This is a genomic window from Jezberella montanilacus (assembly GCF_003003055.1).
GTDB lineage: Bacteria > Pseudomonadota > Gammaproteobacteria > Burkholderiales > Burkholderiaceae_B > Zwartia > Zwartia montanilacus.
On record NZ_PVTV01000015.1, the window covers coordinates 106,182 to 125,326 of the forward strand.

19 protein-coding genes are annotated in these 19,145 nt (G+C 50.9%); 7 read left to right on the top strand and 12 right to left on the bottom strand.

Features of this window, described 5'->3' with window-relative positions:
* Nucleotides 1-62 precede the first annotated feature (62 nt).
* Genes leuC through BCM14_RS11195 form a run of 4 tightly spaced genes read left to right on the top strand, consistent with a single transcriptional unit; the run spans nucleotide 63 to nucleotide 3,551 of the window.
* The gene (gene leuC / locus BCM14_RS11180) at nucleotides 63-1,478 is read left to right on the top strand and encodes a 3-isopropylmalate dehydratase large subunit (RefSeq protein WP_106228291.1); all 1,416 of its coding nucleotides are present in this window, start codon (nucleotides 63-65) and stop codon (nucleotides 1,476-1,478) included.
* Nucleotides 1,475-2,098, top strand: coding sequence for a 3-isopropylmalate dehydratase small subunit (gene leuD / locus BCM14_RS11185; protein ID WP_106228116.1), 624 nt, complete (start codon nucleotides 1,475-1,477; stop codon nucleotides 2,096-2,098). Before leuC ends, leuD begins: the two co-directional genes overlap by 4 nt.
* Before the next feature lie 25 nt (nucleotides 2,099-2,123).
* Nucleotides 2,124-3,212: an alkene reductase gene (locus BCM14_RS11190; RefSeq protein ID WP_106228117.1), complete on the top strand. Its 1,089-nt coding sequence runs from the start codon at nucleotides 2,124-2,126 to the stop codon at nucleotides 3,210-3,212.
* A 39-nt stretch (nucleotides 3,213-3,251) separates the two neighbouring features.
* Nucleotides 3,252-3,551 carry a DUF1330 domain-containing protein gene (locus tag BCM14_RS11195; protein ID WP_106228118.1) on the top strand — a complete coding sequence of 100 codons (300 nt, stop codon included), beginning with the start codon at nucleotides 3,252-3,254 and terminating at the stop codon, nucleotides 3,549-3,551.
* 30 nt (nucleotides 3,552-3,581) lie between these two features.
* Here BCM14_RS11195 and BCM14_RS11200 read toward each other — a convergent pair whose 3' ends face one another.
* Nucleotides 3,582-4,529: a glycosyltransferase family 2 protein gene (locus tag BCM14_RS11200; protein WP_106228119.1), complete on the bottom strand. Its 948-nt coding sequence runs from the start codon at nucleotides 4,527-4,529 to the stop codon at nucleotides 3,582-3,584.
* A gap of 117 nt (nucleotides 4,530-4,646) precedes the next feature.
* Between BCM14_RS11200 and BCM14_RS11205 the strand changes: the two genes are divergently transcribed.
* Entirely contained in the window at nucleotides 4,647-6,233 is a 1,587-nt protein-coding gene (locus tag BCM14_RS11205; protein ID WP_106228120.1) for a glycosyltransferase family 39 protein, read from the top strand.
* A gap of 15 nt (nucleotides 6,234-6,248) precedes the next feature.
* Here the strand turns inward: BCM14_RS11205 and BCM14_RS11210 are convergent, their stop codons facing one another.
* The 5 genes from BCM14_RS11210 to BCM14_RS11230 are packed head-to-tail and all read right to left on the bottom strand — an operon-like array spanning nucleotide 6,249 to nucleotide 11,240.
* Nucleotides 6,249-7,499 carry an MFS transporter gene (locus BCM14_RS11210; RefSeq protein WP_106228121.1) on the bottom strand — a complete coding sequence of 417 codons (1,251 nt, stop codon included), beginning with the start codon at nucleotides 7,497-7,499 and terminating at the stop codon, nucleotides 6,249-6,251.
* A 14-nt stretch (nucleotides 7,500-7,513) separates the two neighbouring features.
* A complete protein-coding gene (locus BCM14_RS11215) occupies nucleotides 7,514-8,839 on the bottom strand; it encodes a sulfatase family protein (RefSeq protein WP_106228122.1) in 1,326 nt (441 codons plus the stop codon).
* Between the two features lie 26 nt (nucleotides 8,840-8,865).
* The gene (gene hutG, locus BCM14_RS11220; protein WP_106228123.1) at nucleotides 8,866-9,840 is read right to left on the bottom strand and encodes a formimidoylglutamase; all 975 of its coding nucleotides are present in this window, start codon (nucleotides 9,838-9,840) and stop codon (nucleotides 8,866-8,868) included.
* On the bottom strand, nucleotides 9,837-10,493 hold the full coding sequence (locus BCM14_RS11225) for an amino acid ABC transporter permease (RefSeq protein WP_106228124.1): 657 nt from the start codon (nucleotides 10,491-10,493) through the stop codon (nucleotides 9,837-9,839). Before BCM14_RS11225 ends, hutG begins: the two co-directional genes overlap by 4 nt.
* Complete coding sequence (locus tag BCM14_RS11230) at nucleotides 10,494-11,240, bottom strand: transporter substrate-binding domain-containing protein (RefSeq protein WP_106228125.1); 747 nt, start codon at nucleotides 11,238-11,240, stop codon at nucleotides 10,494-10,496.
* A gap of 132 nt (nucleotides 11,241-11,372) precedes the next feature.
* Here BCM14_RS11230 and BCM14_RS11235 point away from each other — a divergent pair, with 132 nt between their 5' ends.
* Nucleotides 11,373-12,242: a lysophospholipid acyltransferase family protein gene (locus BCM14_RS11235; RefSeq protein ID WP_106228126.1), complete on the top strand. Its 870-nt coding sequence runs from the start codon at nucleotides 11,373-11,375 to the stop codon at nucleotides 12,240-12,242.
* A gap of 4 nt (nucleotides 12,243-12,246) precedes the next feature.
* On the opposite strand, the gene ugpC is transcribed toward BCM14_RS11235, so the two are convergent.
* The 5 genes from ugpC to BCM14_RS11260 all read right to left on the bottom strand — a co-directional run bounded on the left by ugpC (nucleotide 12,247) and on the right by BCM14_RS11260 (nucleotide 17,114).
* Nucleotides 12,247-13,254: a sn-glycerol-3-phosphate ABC transporter ATP-binding protein UgpC gene (gene ugpC, locus BCM14_RS11240; RefSeq protein WP_106228127.1), complete on the bottom strand. Its 1,008-nt coding sequence runs from the start codon at nucleotides 13,252-13,254 to the stop codon at nucleotides 12,247-12,249.
* A 4-nt stretch (nucleotides 13,255-13,258) separates the two neighbouring features.
* Nucleotides 13,259-14,113, bottom strand: coding sequence for a sn-glycerol-3-phosphate ABC transporter permease UgpE (gene ugpE / locus BCM14_RS11245; protein WP_106228128.1), 855 nt, complete (start codon nucleotides 14,111-14,113; stop codon nucleotides 13,259-13,261).
* A gap of 9 nt (nucleotides 14,114-14,122) precedes the next feature.
* Complete coding sequence (ugpA, locus tag BCM14_RS11250; protein ID WP_106228129.1) at nucleotides 14,123-15,007, bottom strand: sn-glycerol-3-phosphate ABC transporter permease UgpA; 885 nt, start codon at nucleotides 15,005-15,007, stop codon at nucleotides 14,123-14,125.
* A gap of 8 nt (nucleotides 15,008-15,015) precedes the next feature.
* Nucleotides 15,016-16,341 (bottom strand): sn-glycerol-3-phosphate ABC transporter substrate-binding protein UgpB, encoded by a 1,326-nt coding sequence (gene ugpB, locus BCM14_RS11255; RefSeq protein WP_106228130.1) that lies wholly within the window; start codon nucleotides 16,339-16,341, stop codon nucleotides 15,016-15,018.
* A 140-nt stretch (nucleotides 16,342-16,481) separates the two neighbouring features.
* Complete coding sequence (locus tag BCM14_RS11260; RefSeq protein WP_106228131.1) at nucleotides 16,482-17,114, bottom strand: hypothetical protein; 633 nt, start codon at nucleotides 17,112-17,114, stop codon at nucleotides 16,482-16,484.
* Between the two features lie 177 nt (nucleotides 17,115-17,291).
* Here BCM14_RS11260 and BCM14_RS11265 point away from each other — a divergent pair, with 177 nt between their 5' ends.
* On the top strand, nucleotides 17,292-18,269 hold the full coding sequence (locus BCM14_RS11265; protein ID WP_106228132.1) for a Bug family tripartite tricarboxylate transporter substrate binding protein: 978 nt from the start codon (nucleotides 17,292-17,294) through the stop codon (nucleotides 18,267-18,269).
* A 33-nt stretch (nucleotides 18,270-18,302) separates the two neighbouring features.
* On the opposite strand, the gene BCM14_RS11270 is transcribed toward BCM14_RS11265, so the two are convergent.
* Entirely contained in the window at nucleotides 18,303-19,097 is a 795-nt protein-coding gene (locus BCM14_RS11270) for an SDR family NAD(P)-dependent oxidoreductase (protein WP_106228292.1), read from the bottom strand.
* Between the last annotated feature and the right edge of the window lie 48 nt (nucleotides 19,098-19,145).

Genomic DNA, 19,145 nt, shown 5'->3' on the forward strand with positions numbered 1-19,145 from the left:
TTAAATGTAAGATGATGGATAGCCTGAACACATCATACCAACACTACGGAGCTCGTGACGGCATGGCCTTAGCAAAAACATTGTTTGAAAAAATCTGGGATCGCCACACGATTTTGCAGCAAAGTGACGGATCAACCCTGTTACACATTGCTCGACATTTGGTGCATGACGGATCGCATGCAGGGTTCAAAACCTTACGTGAACGCGGACTCAAATTGAGAAGACCCGACTGCACCTTCGGTAGCCCCGATCATTACGTCCCGACAACGACTCGTGACATGGCGACGATCAAAGAAGAAGGTCGTCGCAACGTCGTCACCTCGATGAATGCCAATGCAAAAGAGTTTGGCATGACGATGTTCGCGTTGGACGATATCCGTCAGGGCATCATCCACGTGGTGGGACCAGAACAAGGCATATCTCAGCCAGGGTTGGTGATAGTCTGTGGTGATAGCCACACCGCGACGCATGGGGCCTTGGGTGCGCTGGCCTTCGGCATCGGCGCATCAGAAGTCACGCACGTTATGGCGACTCAAACACTCTGGCAAACCAAGCCTAAGTCGATGCGAATCACTGTTACCGGTCAATTGGGTGCAGGCGTCACGGCGAAAGATGTGATTCTTGCGATCATTGCGAAGATCGGTGCTGCGGGCGGCACTGGGCACGTCATCGAATACGCTGGTAGTGCCATTACTGGCCTGTCGATGGAAGGTCGCATGACGCTTTGCAATATGTCGATCGAGGCGGGTGCACGCGCAGGTATGGTCGCGCCTGACGAAAAGACTTATGCCTATATAAAGGGCCGTCCTTATGCACCAAGTGGGCAAGCATGGGATGAGGCTATGGTTTACTGGAAGTCGTTGCCAACAGACGCGGGCGCCAAATTCGACCAAGAAATAGAATTGAACGGCAGTGAGATCATCCCCATGATGACTTGGGGGACCAGCCCGGAAGAAGCAGGTCCAATCAACGGAGTGGTTCCTGATCCAGCTGACATCAAAGATCTCGAAAAGCGTGAAGCCTTGCAGCAGTCACTTGACTATATGGGATTGAAGCCGGGCATGCCCTTCACCGATATCCGTGTCGATAAAGTATTTATCGGATCTTGTACCAATAGTCGGATTGAAGACATCCGAGCCGCTGCAGCGGTTGTAAAAGGGAAGAAGGCGAAGATCTGGGCCATGGTAGTCCCGGGTTCGGGATTAATCAAAGCGCAAGCTGAGGCAGAGGGCCTGGACAAAATCTTTCTGGACGCTGGTTTCGAGTGGCGCTACGCGGGTTGCTCGATGTGCGTGGGGATGAACGGCGATCTTCTCAACGAAGGCGAGCGAAGTGCGTCTACCTCAAACCGCAACTTCGTCGGACGCCAAGGACGTGGCGCACGCACCCATCTGGTCAGCCCAGCAATGGCTGCCGCCGCGGCCATTTACGGCCACTTTGTCGACGTGCGGAGCTTGAACCAAGGACATGCCCAATGAAAAAGTTCATCACCGTTCGATCAATCGCCATCCCGATGGGCACCCCTAACGTGGATACGGATCAAATTATTCCCGCCAGATTCTTGTGGCATCCTCAGTCAGATGGCTATGGCAAGTGGCTGTTTAACGATGTTCGACTCAACGAAGACGGCAGCCCCAAACCTGGATTCATCTTAAATCAGTCCCCCTATCAGGACGCCACCATCATTGTCGCCGATCGTAACTTTGGTTGCGGCTCATCGCGAGAGCATGCCGTGTGGGCGCTAATCGACTATGGCTTTCAAGTGGTGATTGCCAGTAGTTTTGGCGATATTTTCTATAACAATAGTTTCAAACAAGGGCTCTTGCCTATCGTCTTGCCTGAACCAATATTGATCACTTTACGAGAAGCGATTGAGAAGAATCCGTCTGAAGGTTACGTGACCGTTGACTTAGTCGCTCAACAGATCGAAGGGCCTGACAGTTTCAAGGTTGGCTTCGACATCGATCCATTTAGAAAAAAGAAACTGCTTGAGGGGCTTGACGATATCGCCGTCACGCTCACGTTCAATGAACAAATCAGTGCATTCGAAACCAAGTACAGCCAGGCCATGTCATGGCTACTACCCAAAGCAGTTTAATCACGTAACAAGGCATCACGCAAACATGAAACTTTTTACCGCAGACAAATTCGGTGCAATTGAAGTGAGCAACCGTGTCATCATGGCCCCTCTTACCCGCATGCGCGCAGTCGCAGGCGACGTCCCAAATGAACTGGCCATTGAATACTACAGTCAGCGAGCCAGTGCTGGTCTGATAATCTCTGAAGCTACTCAAATCTCACCTTTGGGTAAAGGCTATCCCGCTACGCCGGGCATCTATAGCGATGCGCAAGTTGTAGGATGGAAAAAAATCACTGAGGCTGTTCATGCCAAAGGCGGCAAAATGATCGCTCAGCTGTGGCACGTCGGCAGGATATCTGATTCATCCTTACATCCAGAACAAGGCCTGCCCGTTGCGCCATCGGCCATCGCGCCCTCGGGCAAAGTATTCAAGGCGGACTGGTCAATGGCGCCTTTTGAAACCCCGCGTGCAATGGACCTTGCTGAAATACCCGCGCTCATTCAGGATTTTGTTCAGGCAGCTCAGCAGGCTAAAGCGGCTGGGTTTGACGGTGTCGAGGTCCACAGTGCAAACGGTTACTTGCTGGATCAGTTCTTGCAAGATGGATCAAACAAACGCACTGACAACTATGGCGGATCGTTCGCCAACCGTAATCGCTTACTGCTTGAGGTATTGACTGCAGTCAATACCGTTTGGGGCAGCGATCGAGTCGGCGTAAGGTTATCCCCTTACGGAACGTTTAACGATATGTCCGATTCGGATACCGCAGGCCTGTTTACCTATGTTGTGAGCGAACTCGCTAAACTCAAGCTAGCTTATTTGCACTTGATCGAGCCACGTTCAACCATGGCCGGTGGCTCAGACAAGACCCTGGACGATGCACCGAATACCGCTGGTTTATTTGCTAAAGCCTTTGGTGGGAAAGTCATCAGCGCTGGTGGCTACGATCGCGATGGCGCAATTAAGGCAGTCGAATCTGGTGAGGCTGATGCAGTAGCCTTTGGACGTCTGTTTATATCCAATCCCGATCTACCCAAGCGTCTCGAATTGAATGCTGCACTGACTCCATACAACCGTGCAACCTTTTACGGCGGTGGCGCCGTTGGTTACACGGATTACCCAAGTCTTTAATCAAAAGACCTTTTCACCCCTTAACCGAGGCATATCATCATGACAAAGAAAGCATATTGGGCAAGTGTTTATCGCTCGATTTCCAAACCTGACAATCTGGCCGCTTATGCCAAGTTGGCTGGCCCAGCGATCACTGCGGCGGGCGGTAAGTTTCTCGCACGTGGGATTCCTGCAGCCGTGAAAGAAAACGGCCTAATGGAGCGCTTGGTTCTGGTTGAGTTCCCCAGTGTCGCGGCCGCCGAGGCCGCCTATGCAAGCCCCGGCTACAAGGCTGCGCTAGAGGCCTTGGGTGAAGGCGCCGTTGACCGTGATCTTCGTATCATCGAAGCGGCTGAGTAAGCGGATAGTCAACCAAGCTTGCCAATCAGCTTACTTGGCTGATTGGTGGTGACGTTTTCTGACGAGGTAAATCGGCCGGTTTTTGGTTTCCATATAAATCCGGCCGATGTATTCACCTAGTACGCCTACGCTGATTAGTTGCAGACTACCGAAAAACAAGATCGCGACCAGCAAAGAGGCATAACCCGGCACATCCACACCAAAGATCAAGGTTCGGGCAACAATAATTGCAGCATAAATAAACGTCGCCAGCGCACCGAATGCCCCGACGTAAGACCAAAACTTCAAGGGCGCAGTACTAAAGCTCGTAAAACCTTCAACCGCAAAGTTCCAGAGCTTCCAGCCAGAAAACTTGGATTCACCCGCCGACCGAACTTGTCGCACATAGTCGATGGTGACCGTTTTAAAGCCAACCCAGGCAAACAGACCTTTCATGAAGCGATGATGTTCAGGTAACTGCTTGAGGGCATCGACGACGATTCTATCCATCAGTCTGAAATCACCCACGTTCTTGGGGATTTTGATTGACGAGACCTGATTGTGAAATTGATAGAACGCATTGGCGGTGGTGCGCTTCATGAAACTATCGGCAGCACGATTGGAGCGGCATGCAAGGACGACTTCAGCGCCGCCGAGCCAGGCTCTGATCATCTCGGGGATGAGTTCAGGCGGGTCCTGCAGGTCGGCATCGAAAGGAATCACCGCGTCACCTGTGGACTCGTCGATACCCGCAGTCATGGCAGCCTCTTTGCCGAAATTACGCGACAACTCGACGATATGAAAACGATGATCTTTAGCAGCAAGAGCCACTAACTTATCGAGTGTGTCATCACGACTACCGTCATCGACGCACACGACTTCGAACGCCACGTCGGTTACTTGTGCAAATACTTGGCATAGCGCGTCATATAGCTTGGGGATCCCTTCGCTTTCGTTATAGCAAGGAATCACGACCGAGACTTTTCGCTGATCAATCACTGTATGTTCTCATCCTATCACTTCACCCGCGTATTCTACCTCTCGGACAGGTTGAAGGCATTAAGCAAAACTTCAATTGTGTAAACTATCCCATCCATTCAAGATCCCCGGCGAAGCATGACAGATTCATCCCTCCAGTCCCCCGATACGCTAGCTACAACGAGAAAAAAATGGCTAGGCTACTTTGATCTGAGCAAGCCGGCTGATCTCGCTAAGCTGACCGGTTGCTTTGTGGTTTTTCATGTGCTGCTTTGGTTGATTCTAACGACCTTGACCCATCGCGCCCCACATTGGGACAATATGGAGGAAATCGTCTGGGCTCAATCCTTTGAGTGGGGATATTACAAACACCCACCCTTCTCTACCTGGGTGTACACCTTCTGGACGTCAATTTTAGGACAGCACTTCTGGGTCACGTATTTCTCGTCATTGTTCAATATTGGCCTCATGCTACTTATTATTTGGCGCATTGCGTTGATGGTCATGAACCCAGCACGGGCCGTCATGGCGGTAGTGCTTTCGTCCATCATTTTCTATCACAGTGTTCACGGAATCATCTCTGATCAGAACACCCTGCAGTTAATGCCGATTGCGTTGATGGCCTGGCTCATGCTGCTGGCCGTTCGTGTCGGTGGCTGGTGGCGATGGGTACTAATGGGTATAGCAGCTGCCATTTGTCTCTTAACAAAATACAGCGCGGTTGTATGGTTTGCGGTGATGGGTATCTGGTTACTGCAAGATTCACGGATGCGCAACTGGCGTATTTGGGCGCTGGTTTTGTTATCCATCGCCAGCTGCCTGATCGCATTATGGCCACACATTGACTGGTTAATCCGAGAGAACTACCCTACTTTCCGCTATGCGGAATACCAGGCAGGTGGTCGCGGTGTATCAGAAAACTGGAGCAAGCTCGGCGGTTTTCTGAGTTCTCAAGCCGCGCGCCTTGCCCCGCTGTTGATTGCAGTTGGCATTATCCGCTATCACCTTCGCAAAGACGCCGTGATTGAAAGGATCGCCTTGGTCGATCAACCTCTTCAGGCGGAATGGCGCTTTGTCGATGTCTTAGGTTTAGGCCCAATGCTGTTGACCATCGTGCTTGGTATTGCAGGGGTTAATCTCAACGCAAATTGGGCAGTGACGTTCTTCATTATCACAGGTGTTTGGGCGGTCAGATTTTTGCCAAAAGTTGACACAGTTCGACTACTAAAGACCGTGCTTGCCGTCGGTATCGCTATGGATATCGCGCTCGCAACTGGGGAAGCCTTGAGCGGTGGCTTGGTTGTCGATCTGATGAAACGGCAATCGAGAGCGAATTTTCCAGCTGAACAATACGCCGCCTTGTTGGATAAAGCGTGGGCTGAGCATATGGGACCCGACACACCCGTTTCGCTCGCGGTCGCTGACGAATGGTTCGGTGGCACTTATCTAGTTGAATCCAAACATAAGCCCTTGATTTTTTTAGACGGCTATTACAGCGAAACACCTTGGATCAAGCGAGATATGTTGCAGAACTGCGGTGCCTTGATGATCATTGATCGTCGCGAAGACTCAGCTCCGCCAAGACCGAATGTCATCGAGTTGTTGAAGAAGGCGTCGTGGCGAGGCCAATTCGAAATTCCCTGGACTCGCACAGGCAAGGGGGAGCAGCTTCAGATCGAGTGGGCAATTATTGAGCCGGCAGTCAAAGGGGCTTGTAAAAAATAAACCCGTGGCAAGCCGCTAACGATGGATATTTGCGTTAGCGTCTTTGGCCCATAAAGCGTCTCGCCAATGTCGCACCATCAAAATGGTGAGCACAAGCCCGGCAATTGGATACAACATGGCTGTTGCGCGAAACCCGATGACGTTGATCAATGGGCCTGACAGCAACAGCCCAGCAGGCAAGCCCCAGATCGCCAGCATGCGAATACCCATCATCCGTCCCCAGAATTTGGGTTCTGTCTCGCGGATCATGATAGACGCCACGGGGATCAGACAGATACTTTGAACGAAACCACTGCCGATCAATAACAGATAAACCCAGCCGAGACCTTTGACGTTAGCGTAAATAAAAATCAGGACGAACCAGGTGGCGCTAGCAAAGATGACCGATCTAGCGGTCCCTAAATTGAAACGGTTGAGGGCGAGAATAATCGACCCTAACAAACCGCCAAAAGAAAAAGATGCAGTGAGCCAGCCAAATCCAGCCTGATCTAAATCATAGATATTCTTCGCGACGTAGGGTAGCAAGCCCAAAAAAAATGGATAAGCGAACAGATTAACGAGAAAGGCAAAAAATATACAACCAAGAAGCACGGGATTTGCCCACGCATAAGCAAAGGACTCTGATAGCTCAGCCCAGACTGACTGAGGCTTAACGCTAGACCCGGTAGTAGGTAGGCGCTGTTTGGCAATCCCAAAGGTCAGACACCAGCTGATTGCGTACATGGTCAGTACCATGACGTAAGCCCAGCCTATGCCAAAGACAGCAAACATGCCGACACCTGAGAGCGCTCCCGCCACCTTGGCCGAGTCGTAGGTTAAGCGTGAAATACCCAAGGCACCGGTCAGTTGTTCTGCAGGAACGGTTTGCGCGATTAACGCATTGCGTAACAACATATCTGACGGCCGCATCAACCCGCATATCCCAGCCAGAATTAAGGCGTATAGCGGCGTTAATGTATCGGTGAAAGCGAGTGCGCAATAACTCGCCGCCAACAAGACATAGACGAAGCGGGTCATAAAAAAGACTTGACGATGCCCGATTCGATCCCCCGCGACACCAAACAGCGGTGAGATCAGCGATCCACCGTATTGCAATGCGCCATAAAGTGCGAGCAACGTAACTGAACCCGTTTCGACCAAAATAAACCAACCGAGGATAAGGGCCTCCATTTCGAAAGCCCAGGAGGTGGCTAGATCAGCGGTCCACTGAAATCTGAAGCTTCGAACCCCGAAAGGTGCAAACGCTGAATGGCGCGCTGTGGTCATGGAAATCTCTGAGCCTAACGACTCGGCATGTCGCTAATCGAGTAGACGAGATTGACCGTGGCGTCAGTGGGCACCTCGGGCATCGTGAGGTTCCAGGTTTCCCATTCAAGGCACATCTTTTGCAAAAGGTCTGGTCGGACACTGGCTTGATTGGCCCTTTCTCTCTCATCGTTCTGAAGGTTGAACAGATAGTCGATGCCATCGACGCGAAGGTATTTCCAGTCACCATTGCGTAACGCTCGTTGACCACGGTGCTTCATGCGCCAATACAGCGGTCGATCAAAAGTTTGTGTCGCATCGCGTAGTAGGCTGACTAATGAAACACCGTCAAGCGGATAGTCGGGATCGATTTCGGCACCACCGAGTTCAAGCATGGTGGCGGACCAATCCATGGTCATGGCTTGTTGAAGACAGACTTGTCCTGCAGAAATATGCGCAGGCCAATGGGCAATCCACGGTACTCGAATACCTCCCTCAGTCAAATCCATTTTCCCGCCAACAAGAGGCCAACTATCGCTGAAACGTTCGCCGCCATTGTCAGAAGTAAATACGAGCAGTGTGTTGTCCAGCTGACCGTTCTGGCGCAAGGCATCAACAACCCAACCAATACCCTCATCCATATGATGGATCATGCGCTGGTAGACATGAATGTTGCCACCGTGCAAATGCCCGAGATTCCGAGCAAGCGCCGGAGCGATTGCTGCGTCATCGCGTGTCTCCCATGGCCAATGGGGTGCGGTGTAGTGCAGGCTCAGAAAGAATGGCTTATCTGAATGTGCTGGTGCGCTCATTCGATTGACGTAGTCGGTAGCCCGTCTGGATAACAGATCAGTCAGGTAACCGTGATCTTGTTTGGCTTCTTCGCCTTCATACAGGTCATAGTCACCGGCATTGCTGCAGTGGGTAAAGTAATCAACCCCACCAGCCATCGGGCCATAGAACTCCTCATAACCAGACTTCAAGGGGCCGAAATATGGTGGATAACCCAAATGCCACTTACCGATCAAAGCGGTCCGGTAGCCTGCTTTCTTGAGCATGGATGGAAGTGTAGGTAGCTCTGGCGGTAGTCCAAGGGTACTGCTCGTTTTGCTTTTGCTGTTGATTGGCTCTTCGGCGGCACCACGCAATCGATATTGGTAACGCCCAGTCATCAGCGCAAAACGGGTTGGCGAACAAACTGGCGAATTTGAATATCCCTGGGTAAACCTGACGCCCTGTGCGGCCAGCTGATCAAGGACAGGTGAAACTCTGCCAAAAGGTGCATCACGTCCGCCATAACAACCCAGATCAGCAAAACCAAGATCGTCCGCAACGATAAAAATGATGTTAGGTTTCTTCAAAACAAATCCTGAACTAATTTATAAATTTAATGGCTTGAACTTATTCGGTGATCCATTAACAGCCACGCCAGTCGAGCCGCGACTCTGGCTGTCTGATCATCTATATCCAAACGGGGGTTGAGCTCAGCAATATCGGCAATTCGCATCTTGCCACTATTTTTTACATGCAGAGCAATTGCCTCAATGACAGCCAGCGGGACACCGTAGGCTGCGGGGGCCGACACGCCAGGCGCGACACTGGCAGGCAGAACATCCAAATCGATCGTCAAATAGACGTCATCAGCATCAGCGAGCAAGCGATCCAGACGCTGAATCAAAGCGCCATCACCAATACTTTGCAGCGCGGTGTCTTCGACAACATCTGTTCGCAACGACGCCGCGCGTGCGTATAACGCAGGTGTATTGGCCAGTTTAGATACCCCCCAACAGGCGTATTGCAAAGGTCGATGGTCATTTGTGCAATCTTGCGCAATCTGATCAAACGCTGTCCCCGAATTAGCCGGACGACTGGTTCTCAAATCAAAATGCGCATCAAGGTTCAAAACCAGTAAACGACGATTCGGCTGATCGGTTTGCTGTGCGACAAGCCAAGTCTTCAAACCAAGATAGGTACCCCAGGCAACTTCATGCCCCCCACCGAGCACGACCGGGTGGACACCTTGCCGCATGACACCGGCTACTTTGACACCTAAGGCGAGCTGGGCCGACTCAAGATCACCGTTCTCGCAGATTACGTCGCCGCAGTCCCAAATCTCGCTGAAATGATGAGCAGGCAGACCAGCCATTCTTTTTTTAATGGCGAAGGGCCCTTGAGCAGCACCAACTCTTCCCTTGTTACGCTCAACCCCTGCATCAGACGCGAAACCGATCAATGCAGCGGCTCGTTCTGGTAGGCCTTGGGCACCTATTTTGACGATCTGAAAGAGTCGTCTGACATCGCCAGACTCTGCACTGTCATCACGGCCGGACCAGATGCTTAGATCAATTTTCAAATCCGTCATGTTCTTTGTAGTTTTTTTTCGTAGGCTGCCAAAACTGCCGCAGTAGCCGAAGTCAGGGCTAAATAGATCAATGCCACGACGAGATAAACCTCGAGTGATCGGTAACTGACACTGATAATTTTTTGTCCTTCGTGCATCAAATCGTGGATGGTAAGAAGCGAAACCAGCGCAGAGTTCTTTATTAAGGCGATGAACTCGTTACCCAGAGGAGGAATCATCCTGACGAGCGCTTGAGGCAAAATCACTTTACGCATGCTTTGCCAGGGAGAGAGGCCAAGCGCAATAGCGGCCTCGTGCTGGCCGTGATGGATGGAGCTGATGGCACCACGAACGATCTCGGACACGTAGGCGCCGGCATACAGGCCCAGCCCTAAGACGCCGCAGACCATGGCTGGTAACAGCAGCCCAAACTGTGGCAAACCAAAAAACCAAATGAACAATTGCACCAGCAATGGCGTACCCCGGATAAAGGTTACGTAAACGGTACACAAGCCGTATACCAAACGACGATCACGATTCAATCGACCGAGACCAACCAATAATCCAATGAAACAGCCCAATAGCAAAGCCATTGCGGTGACTTCGACGGTAACCAGCGCGCCGTTTAGTAAGGATCTCCAGTCCGCCCAGACTGGTGAGAAATCAAGATTCAATTATTTTGCCTGCGATTCAAACCATTTTTTTACGAGTTGATCGTAAGTACCTTCGGCTTTGACCTTTACAAGCGCAGCGTTAATCGCTTTGGTTGTTTCAGGCTGATTTTGTGGAATCGCCATCCCATAATCTTCGACTGTAATTTGCTCGGGCAACACGATCATATCGGGGTGCGTCTGGGCATACAGTTTTGCCGCTGGTTTGCCAGTCACCGCAGCGTCGGCTCTGCCAATCTGAGCCAAATTGAACATTTCTTGATTTTTCTCAACTTCGACCCGTTCGACTTTAGGGAAGTTGTCTTTTAAAAAATTGACTGATTTGGTGCCAACTTGAACGGCCACCTTCTTGCCATCCATATCTTTAAGTGTCTTGATTGCACCGTCTTTTTTTGTGAGTACCACCAAGCCACCCGCGTAGTAAGCATCACTGAAGTCGACAACCTTGCGCCTCTCATCAGTAATATAAATCGCGGATACAGCCATATCTGCTCGACCTGATTGCAACGCAGGAATCAAACCTTTGAAATCGATATCAATCCATTCTATTTTCCGACCCATCGCCCGACCAAGTGCTTCAACTAGATCGATGTCGAATCCAGTGCGCTGCCCGTCTTTGACGAACTCCATCGGAGGGAAAGTGGCATCAGTGACCACACGAAGCGTGGCGTTGTCGGCATAAGCCAACGACCCCAGTAACGAGCTAGTCAAAAGCACACAGGCAGCGAAAAAACGGCGACGGATTAGCATGACAAGTCCTTTAAAGGTTTAATAATCGAATTCTTATAATGCTCAAAGCTTAACGCAAACGCGATAGAGATACTCAACGCATGCTACCGTAACAGCAAGTAGCGCTGAAAAAAGCAGAAGGATCAGGCATTGATGATAGAAAAATTGGGCCCTATTTTTGCAACTGCGGTTTTTCGGACGGTCGCCGCTTTACCGTTGCCGATTGCGCAGCAAATTGGCCGCTTTGTTGGCTGGTTGCTTTGGTGCTTGCCCGGCAGCTATAAAACACGGGCGGCAGAGAACTTGTCCCGCGCTATCCCTGGGACCACCAGAGCGTCGATCCGCAAAGCCATCATTCCTGTTGGACAGTTGTTTTTTGAAATGCCTTATTGGTGGGTAAGACGTGACGAACAGTCAGTTAACCGTTATGTCGATTGTGACAACTGGACTCAATTCCAAGAGGCCTTGGCGCTTGGCAAAGGGGTGATTCTGTTATCGCCGCATGCGGGCTGCTTTGAGCTACTCGGTCCAGTCTACAGCAGTCGATTTCAATCTACCGTGCTATTTCGGCCGCCACGATTACCGTGGCTGCAAGCCTGGATAGTGAAGATGCGCAGCCGCGAGAAACTGACGATGGCGCCGGCCAATCAATCTGGTGTGAGAACCTTGGTGAAGACGCTCAAGCGGGGCAATACCGTGGGTATCCTGCCCGACCAAGTACCCGTTCTAGGCGAAGGCGTTTGGGCACCCTTCTTTGGTCGACCGGCCTATACGATGACCTTAGTCGAGCGTCTGCAAAGTCTGACAGGAGCAACCATTTTTATTCTTGGGGCCAAACGTCATACAAAAGGCTGCGGCTTCACGATTCTGCACAAACGCATGGACGAGCCACTTTCGAGCGATCCAGTCGAGGCCGCGACACAAATGAATGCCGAAATGGAGGCCATGATCCGTCAAATGCCTGACCAGTATCTGTGGGGATATAACCGGTTTCGTCAGCCCCGGGCCAAGGATGACCGCTAAGCAATCACTCAATCCGTTTGCCAGTTACTGCCCCGAAATGATGGCTATAACCCTCGCGTGGTTTGACTTTGAGGGTCGATCCAAGCGCTGGGTTCAGGTGATCGTCATAGGAACGCAAAATAAGTTGATTCGCGCCCAAGGAGCAATAAATCAAGCGCTCAGCCCCAAGCATTTCAACCGCTTCGACGCTGACGGACCAGCCATCAACGTCGATGTCCAAGTGTTCAGGCCGAATCCCTAAAACTTGTCCCGACGGCACGCCTGCAATGTTCTTAAGCAAGTTCATTGGCGGAGACCCCATGAAACTTGCCACGAAAACAGACGCTGGCCTCTGGTAGACCTCTTTAGGTGTGCCAAACTGCTCAACGACACCAGCGTTGAGCACAATCATCCTTTGTGCGAGCGTCATCGCTTCGACTTGATCATGCGTAACGAATAAAGAGGTAATCCCCAAGTCGCGATGCAGCTTTTGAATTTCTAGCCGTGTGTGTGCCCTGAGCTTCGCATCGAGATTGGACAAAGGCTCATCAAAGAGAAATACCTTTGGCTGTCGGACAATGGCACGCCCCATTGCAACTCGTTGACGTTGTCCTCCCGACAGGGCGCGAGGCTTACGATCCAAGTAAGGGGCTAGCTCGAGAATAGCTGCTACTTTATCAACACGGGCGCGGATTTCAGTTTCTGGCATTTTTGCGATTTTTAATCCATAGGCCATGTTGTCAAACACAGACATATGCGGATAGAGCGCGTAGTTTTGAAACACCATGGCAATATCCCGCTCAGCCGGCTCAAGCCCATTAACGATTTTGTCGCCGATCGCAATCGTCCCATCAGAAATCTCTTCCAGACCCGCCACCATCCTCAATAAAGTCGACTTACCACAACCTGAGGGACCGACGATCACAACAAATTCACCATCTTCAACTTGAGCAGTCAAATCATGAATGACCTGAACACCGGCCCGGGCATTACCGTACTGCTTTTTAACGTGCGTAAAGGTGATGGATGCCATAGGATTATTTCTCTGAGTCGACCAGGCCCTTAACGAACCATTTTTGCATCAACATAATGATGATCATGGGTGGGATCATTGCCAACACGACGTTAGCCATGACGATATTCCAGTCGGGAGTGGATTCTGTCGAAATCAAACGACGAATGCCCATTACCACAGGATACATGTCCTCACTCGTCGTCACTAGCAAGGGCCATAAATACTGATTCCAGCCATAGATAAACTGAATCACAAAAAGTGCGGCGATACTTGTTTTTGACAGCGGAAGCAACACATCCCAAAAAAACCGCATCGGCCCCGCACCATCCATTCTTGCAGCTTCGGTGAGCTCGTCGGGCACGGTAAGAAAAAACTGTCGAAACAAAAACGTTGCCGTAGCCGAGGCGATCAAAGGGATCGTTAGCCCTGCGTAGCTATTAAGAAGGCCCAGTGTTGCGACCACATCATAAGTGGGACCTATCCTTACTTCTACCGGCAACATCAAGGTCACAAAGACCATCCAAAAAACCAGGCCACGCAGCGGAAACCTGAAATAAACAATTGCAAAAGCCGATAAAAGCGAGATGGCGATCTTCCCAATCGAAATAATGAGCGCACTGATCAAGCTGACTTTCATCATCGGCCAGGCGGGTACGATCACACCGCCCTGAAACGATGGCCCCCCAAACAATGCCAGTCGATAAGTGTCCATAAAATGACTACTAGGCATCAACGAAATCGGTGATGCGCGGGCGATTTCTTCGGCTGACTGTGTTGAAGCGATCACCGTGATATAGAGCGGTAAGGCGACCGTCAACACGCCCAGGAGCAGCACGAGGTGCGATAGCCAAGTTAAACCGGATTTGCGCTCAACCATTCAGTGTGCTCACGAATATTGGACTTGACGCTCAACGAAGCGAAACTGAACCACTGTCAGCACGATAACCAGGATCATTAGAATCACAGACTGCGCAGCGGATCCGCCCATATCCATCGCTTTGAAACCATCGTAGTACACCCGATAAACGAGGGTGGAAGTAGCGGTACCCGGACCACCGTGGGTCGTCGCATCAATAATAGAGAAGGTCTCAAAGAAAGCATAAACAACATTAATGACCAACAAAAAAAACGTAGTTGGCGATAACAGTGGGAACGCGATCGTCCAGAACCTACGCCAGGGTGACGCACCATCAATGGCCGCAGCTTCGATTAAAGACTTGGGGATGGATTGCAATCCCGCAAGAAAAAACAAAAAATTGTAGGAAATCTGCTTCCAGACTGCCGCGATAACGATCAGCGTCATGGCGTTGCCCGTGTTTAGCAATTGATTCCAGTTAATACCGATGCTTTTGAGTGCAAAGGCGACAACGCCCATGGGTGACGCGAACATAAACAACCAAAGCACCCCCGCCACTGCTGGAGCGATCGCGTAGGGGCCAATCAGTAGCGTACGATAAAAACCGGTCCCGACAACAATGCTGTTGGCCATTACCGCCAGAAGCAAGGCAAGTGACAAACCAATCGACGCAACCAGAATGGCGAATATCGCAGTGGTGTAAAACGATTCGAGATAGGTCGAATCACTAAAAAGCCGTTCGAAATTCTCAGCACCGACAAACTCCACTGAGGTCCCGAAGGCATCCTGCGACAAGACGCTTTGATAAAGCGCCTGAGCCGCCGGCCAGAAAAAAAAGATCAGTATCACGATCATTTGCGGCGCAATCAGCACCCACGGTAACCATCGTGATTTAAACCGGACTTTTTTTTCCATTGACTTAATTATTTGCTATTGGCTTTTTCGAAACGCTCCAACTGCTCATTACCGCGCTTCACCGCGGTGTCGAGTGCTTCTTTGCTGCTCTTCTTGCCTGACCAGACCTGCTCGAGCTCTTCGTCGATAATGGTTCTAATCTGAACAAAGTTACCCAAACGGATCCCGCGCGACTTGTCGGTAGTCTTGCGAATCATTTGAGTGACCGCAACGTCAGTACCTGGGTTTTCCTTGTAAAAGCCAGACTTGTCAGTCAGCTCATAAGCAGCAATCGTGACGGGCAGATAACCGGTACGCTGGTGGCTTGCAGCAGCAACTTCTGGCTTTGACAAATAAGCGAAGAACTGGGCAACGCCTTTGTAATGATCGGCTGGCTTGCCGGCCATTGTCCATAAGCTCGCACCGCCAATCACAGTATTTTGCGGGGCGCCTTTGACGTCTTGGTAGTAAGGCAATGTGGAAATACCAAAGGCAAATTTGCCGCTGCGCTTGACATCGGCATACGTCGCTGATGACCCTGTGATCATGGCGCAGTCGCCTGACACAAAGCTATTGGTCGCAGCACTCGCGCGACCGTTATATTTGAACAGACCTTCTTTCGACCACTTTTCGAGATTACCAATGTGGCGCTGTTGCAGCGGGGCATTGAAAGCCAGGCGAGTATTGAGCCCTTTCATACCGTTACCCAAGGTGGCGAATTCAGTGTCATGCCAGGCACTGAAACTTTCAAGCTGCACCCAGCTCATCCAACTCGTCGTGTAAGGGCATGTGCTACCTGACGCCTTGAGCTTGGTCATCACGTTTTCCATGTCTGCCCAGGTAACGGGGGGCTTCTCGGGATCCAGTCCTGACGCTTTGAAAGCATCTTTGTTGTAATACAGCACAGTTGTTGAGCTGTTAAAAGGAAAGCTCAATACTTCGCCGTTAGGTGCCGTGTAATAGCCAATCACTGCAGGCACATAGTCGGTGGGCTTGAACGTAATACCAGCCTTTTTCATGACTTCCGTCACGGGCATGATGGTGTTTTTACTTGCCATCATCGTGGCTGTGCCGACTTCAAACACCTGCAAAATGTCAGGCTGGTTGCCCGCACGAAACGCCGCGGCCGCCGCTGTCATGGCTTCGTCGTAGCTGCCTTTAAGCACTGGCACGACTTTATACTCAGTTTGGCTTTCATTGAAGTTTTTGGCGAGATCGTTAACCCAGCCTTCAAGCGCTCCCGACATGGCATGCCACCAGATGATTTCGGTAGCGGCCTGCGAAGTTGTTGGTGCGGCGACAGCTGCGACAGTAAGGCAGGCACTTGCAGCGAAGCGAGAAATATTCAGTTTCATGGTGTCCCCAATGAAGGCAATGTAAAGAAGTGACTTTACCGTTGGTATGTGACATATTTACTTCAATTGTGTCACAAACATGTCACGAATTAATCCCGAATCCGGGTAAACCCGAGAACGACTTCCACAGTAGATTTTGATCAGTGGTAGGTGCTGCTGGATTCATGGGTCGTCGGGAAGTCATCCCCAGAGGGGGCCTCCACCGGATTGACCGAAACAGTGATGGTAATGAACCACTGGGCATGCCCCGCCACTGCGTTAAGAAGGGAGTGCAACCCCAAACCGAGATCCCGAGCGAGCGTCACATTGAACGATTCACGCCCGGTCGGTAAGAAAGTCAAAGTAATTGTTTCCAGGGAGTGCTCACAAGAAGCCTCGTTAACAAGCACTGGGGGAACATCCACCCCTAGCAAATTACCGTCTTGTGACCGCTCTTGGAAGGGCATACCCTGAGTAGCGACCGATGATAACTTTGGCGGTGGCGGAGGATTAACCGAGATTTTGACCCCATCGCCTTGTTCAACTGATGTGTCACCCATCTCGACGGACGATTGATTGCTCGTATTGACGATATGATCATTTGCGGATTCGGGAGGCGGGATTCGGCCAATCGGGCCCTCAATCTTCAGAAAAAGAGAGAGATGTTCAAGCACGAAGCGACAAACGCGCCGTGTTAAAACAAGGCTCAAATGCTTATCTGCGCCCAAATTCATGCGCATCAGCATCCTATCTTCCTGATCAAGGTACATCACCTGAATTTGCGAGATTTCCATTACATCTATTGATTCTGGCACTTGAGTAATGATACTACTCGTTGAATGCTGTCGCAGCTATCAGCTAAAGTGATTATGTTTTTTAATAGTAGCCAAAGCTTAGCCCGCTCAATTTGCTCGTGAGTTTGGAAGTAAGATAGTTGAATAATTGACGAACAAGTAGTGTAGAGGATGATAATGATAAAAAGCCTTATTTGCTCCGCAACCCTGATCTTGACGGCTTTTCTGGCAACCAACGCCATTTCGGCTAGTTCAGACGCGTATCCCTCCCGTCCAATAAAATTGGTGGTGGCGTATCCGCCAGGCGGAACGACTGATGTGTTAGCCCGTCTCATTGCGGCGAACTTGTCTGAAAAACTCGGTCAGCAGGTGATTGTCGAAAACAAACCTGGTGGCGGCAACAATATTGGCACGGAGTATGTGGTCAATTCTCCGGCAGATGGCTACACCATGCTACTGGTTAATCCTGCTAATGGCATTAACACGACGCTCTACCCCAAACTGCATTTCAATTTCGTCAAAGATATCGTGGGCGTCGCTGGCATTGTTCGCACGCCTAACGTAATGGCAATCACGACAGTTAACCTGCCGGTCAACAATGTGGCCGAGTTCATTGCATATTGCAAAGCCAATCCGGGTAAGATCAATATGGCCTCATCGGGGAGCGGCACGTCGGTTCACTTGTCGGGCGAGCTTTTCAAATCGATGTCTGGCTGTGAGATGACACACGTGCCATACAAGGGCGCAGGTCCAGCACTCACCGATCTGATCGCCGGCCAAGTCCAAGTCATATTTGACAATTTACCTTCGTCCGCTCCGCATATTAATAGTGGACGTTTGAAAGCAATTGGCATGACCTCTGCTCAACGCGAACCATCAATGCCCGCTGTGCCCTCAATTGGCGAGACAATCACTGGCTATGAAGCCACTGCTTGGTTTGGCCTTGGCATGCCGAAAGGATCACCGCGTGAAGCGATTGATCGGATCAATGCAGAGGTTAACAAAGCACTGGCCGAGCCCAAGATGAAAGAGCGCCTGTTTGAACTAGGCGGCCTCCCCATCCCTGGCACGCCAGAAGACTTTGGTAAAACAATTGCCGACGAAACGAAGAAGTGGGCAAAGGTAGTGAAAGACTCTGGCGCTACCGCAGATTAAGGCCCGATTAGGGGTCTGCATCGCTCGTTCAAATCATTTGGTGGCGGCAATTAAACCGCCATCGACCACGATATCCTGAGCAGTCACGTAGCGGCTCTCGTCGCTCGCCAAGAACAGGACCGCGTTAGCCACGTCCCAGGCGTCCCCCATGTGACCTGCGGGCACTTGATTATGACGATGCTCGACGAAAGCCTCAAACTGCCCACCCGCGTACTTATCAGCGAGACGCTTAACCAAAGGGGTAAAAACCAGACCGGGGACGACGCAGTTCAACCGTATCCCCTTGTTGGCATATAAAACAGCTGTGGTCTTGGTGAGCTGCATCAAAGCCGCTTTGGCTGCTGCGTAGGCTACCTGAGGTTTGCCAACGTATCGCAATCCAGCCACGGAAGAGATGCTAATGACGGAGCCGCTTCCTTGTTTTTCCATGATCGGCAAGACCGACTTCATCGTCAGAAAAGCAGTTTTGACGTTTAAATCCATTTGCCCATCCCAGGTTGCTTCGCTCATTTCAACAGGACCACCCGGTTCTGACTGACCCACGTTGTTGACCAGAATATCGATACGACCGTACTGATCTAAACACGCTTGCACCATCTTATTGACGTCGTCTGCGCTGGTTACGTCTGCCGTCATGACTACTGCTCTACCACCTTCGTTGTCGATGAGCTGCTTGGTGACTTCGGCTGCACCCAAGTCTCGGTCCACACCAAAGATCGAGGCACCTTGTCGAGCCAGCAAAACGGTAATCGCTTTGCCGTTGCCCCAGCCTTCACCGCGGGTACCGCAACCAGTGACCAAGGCCACTTTGCCCTCTAATCTAAACATGACGTCTCCCTTTGAGCGATGAAGCATTTTTTTATTTCGTCCATCATA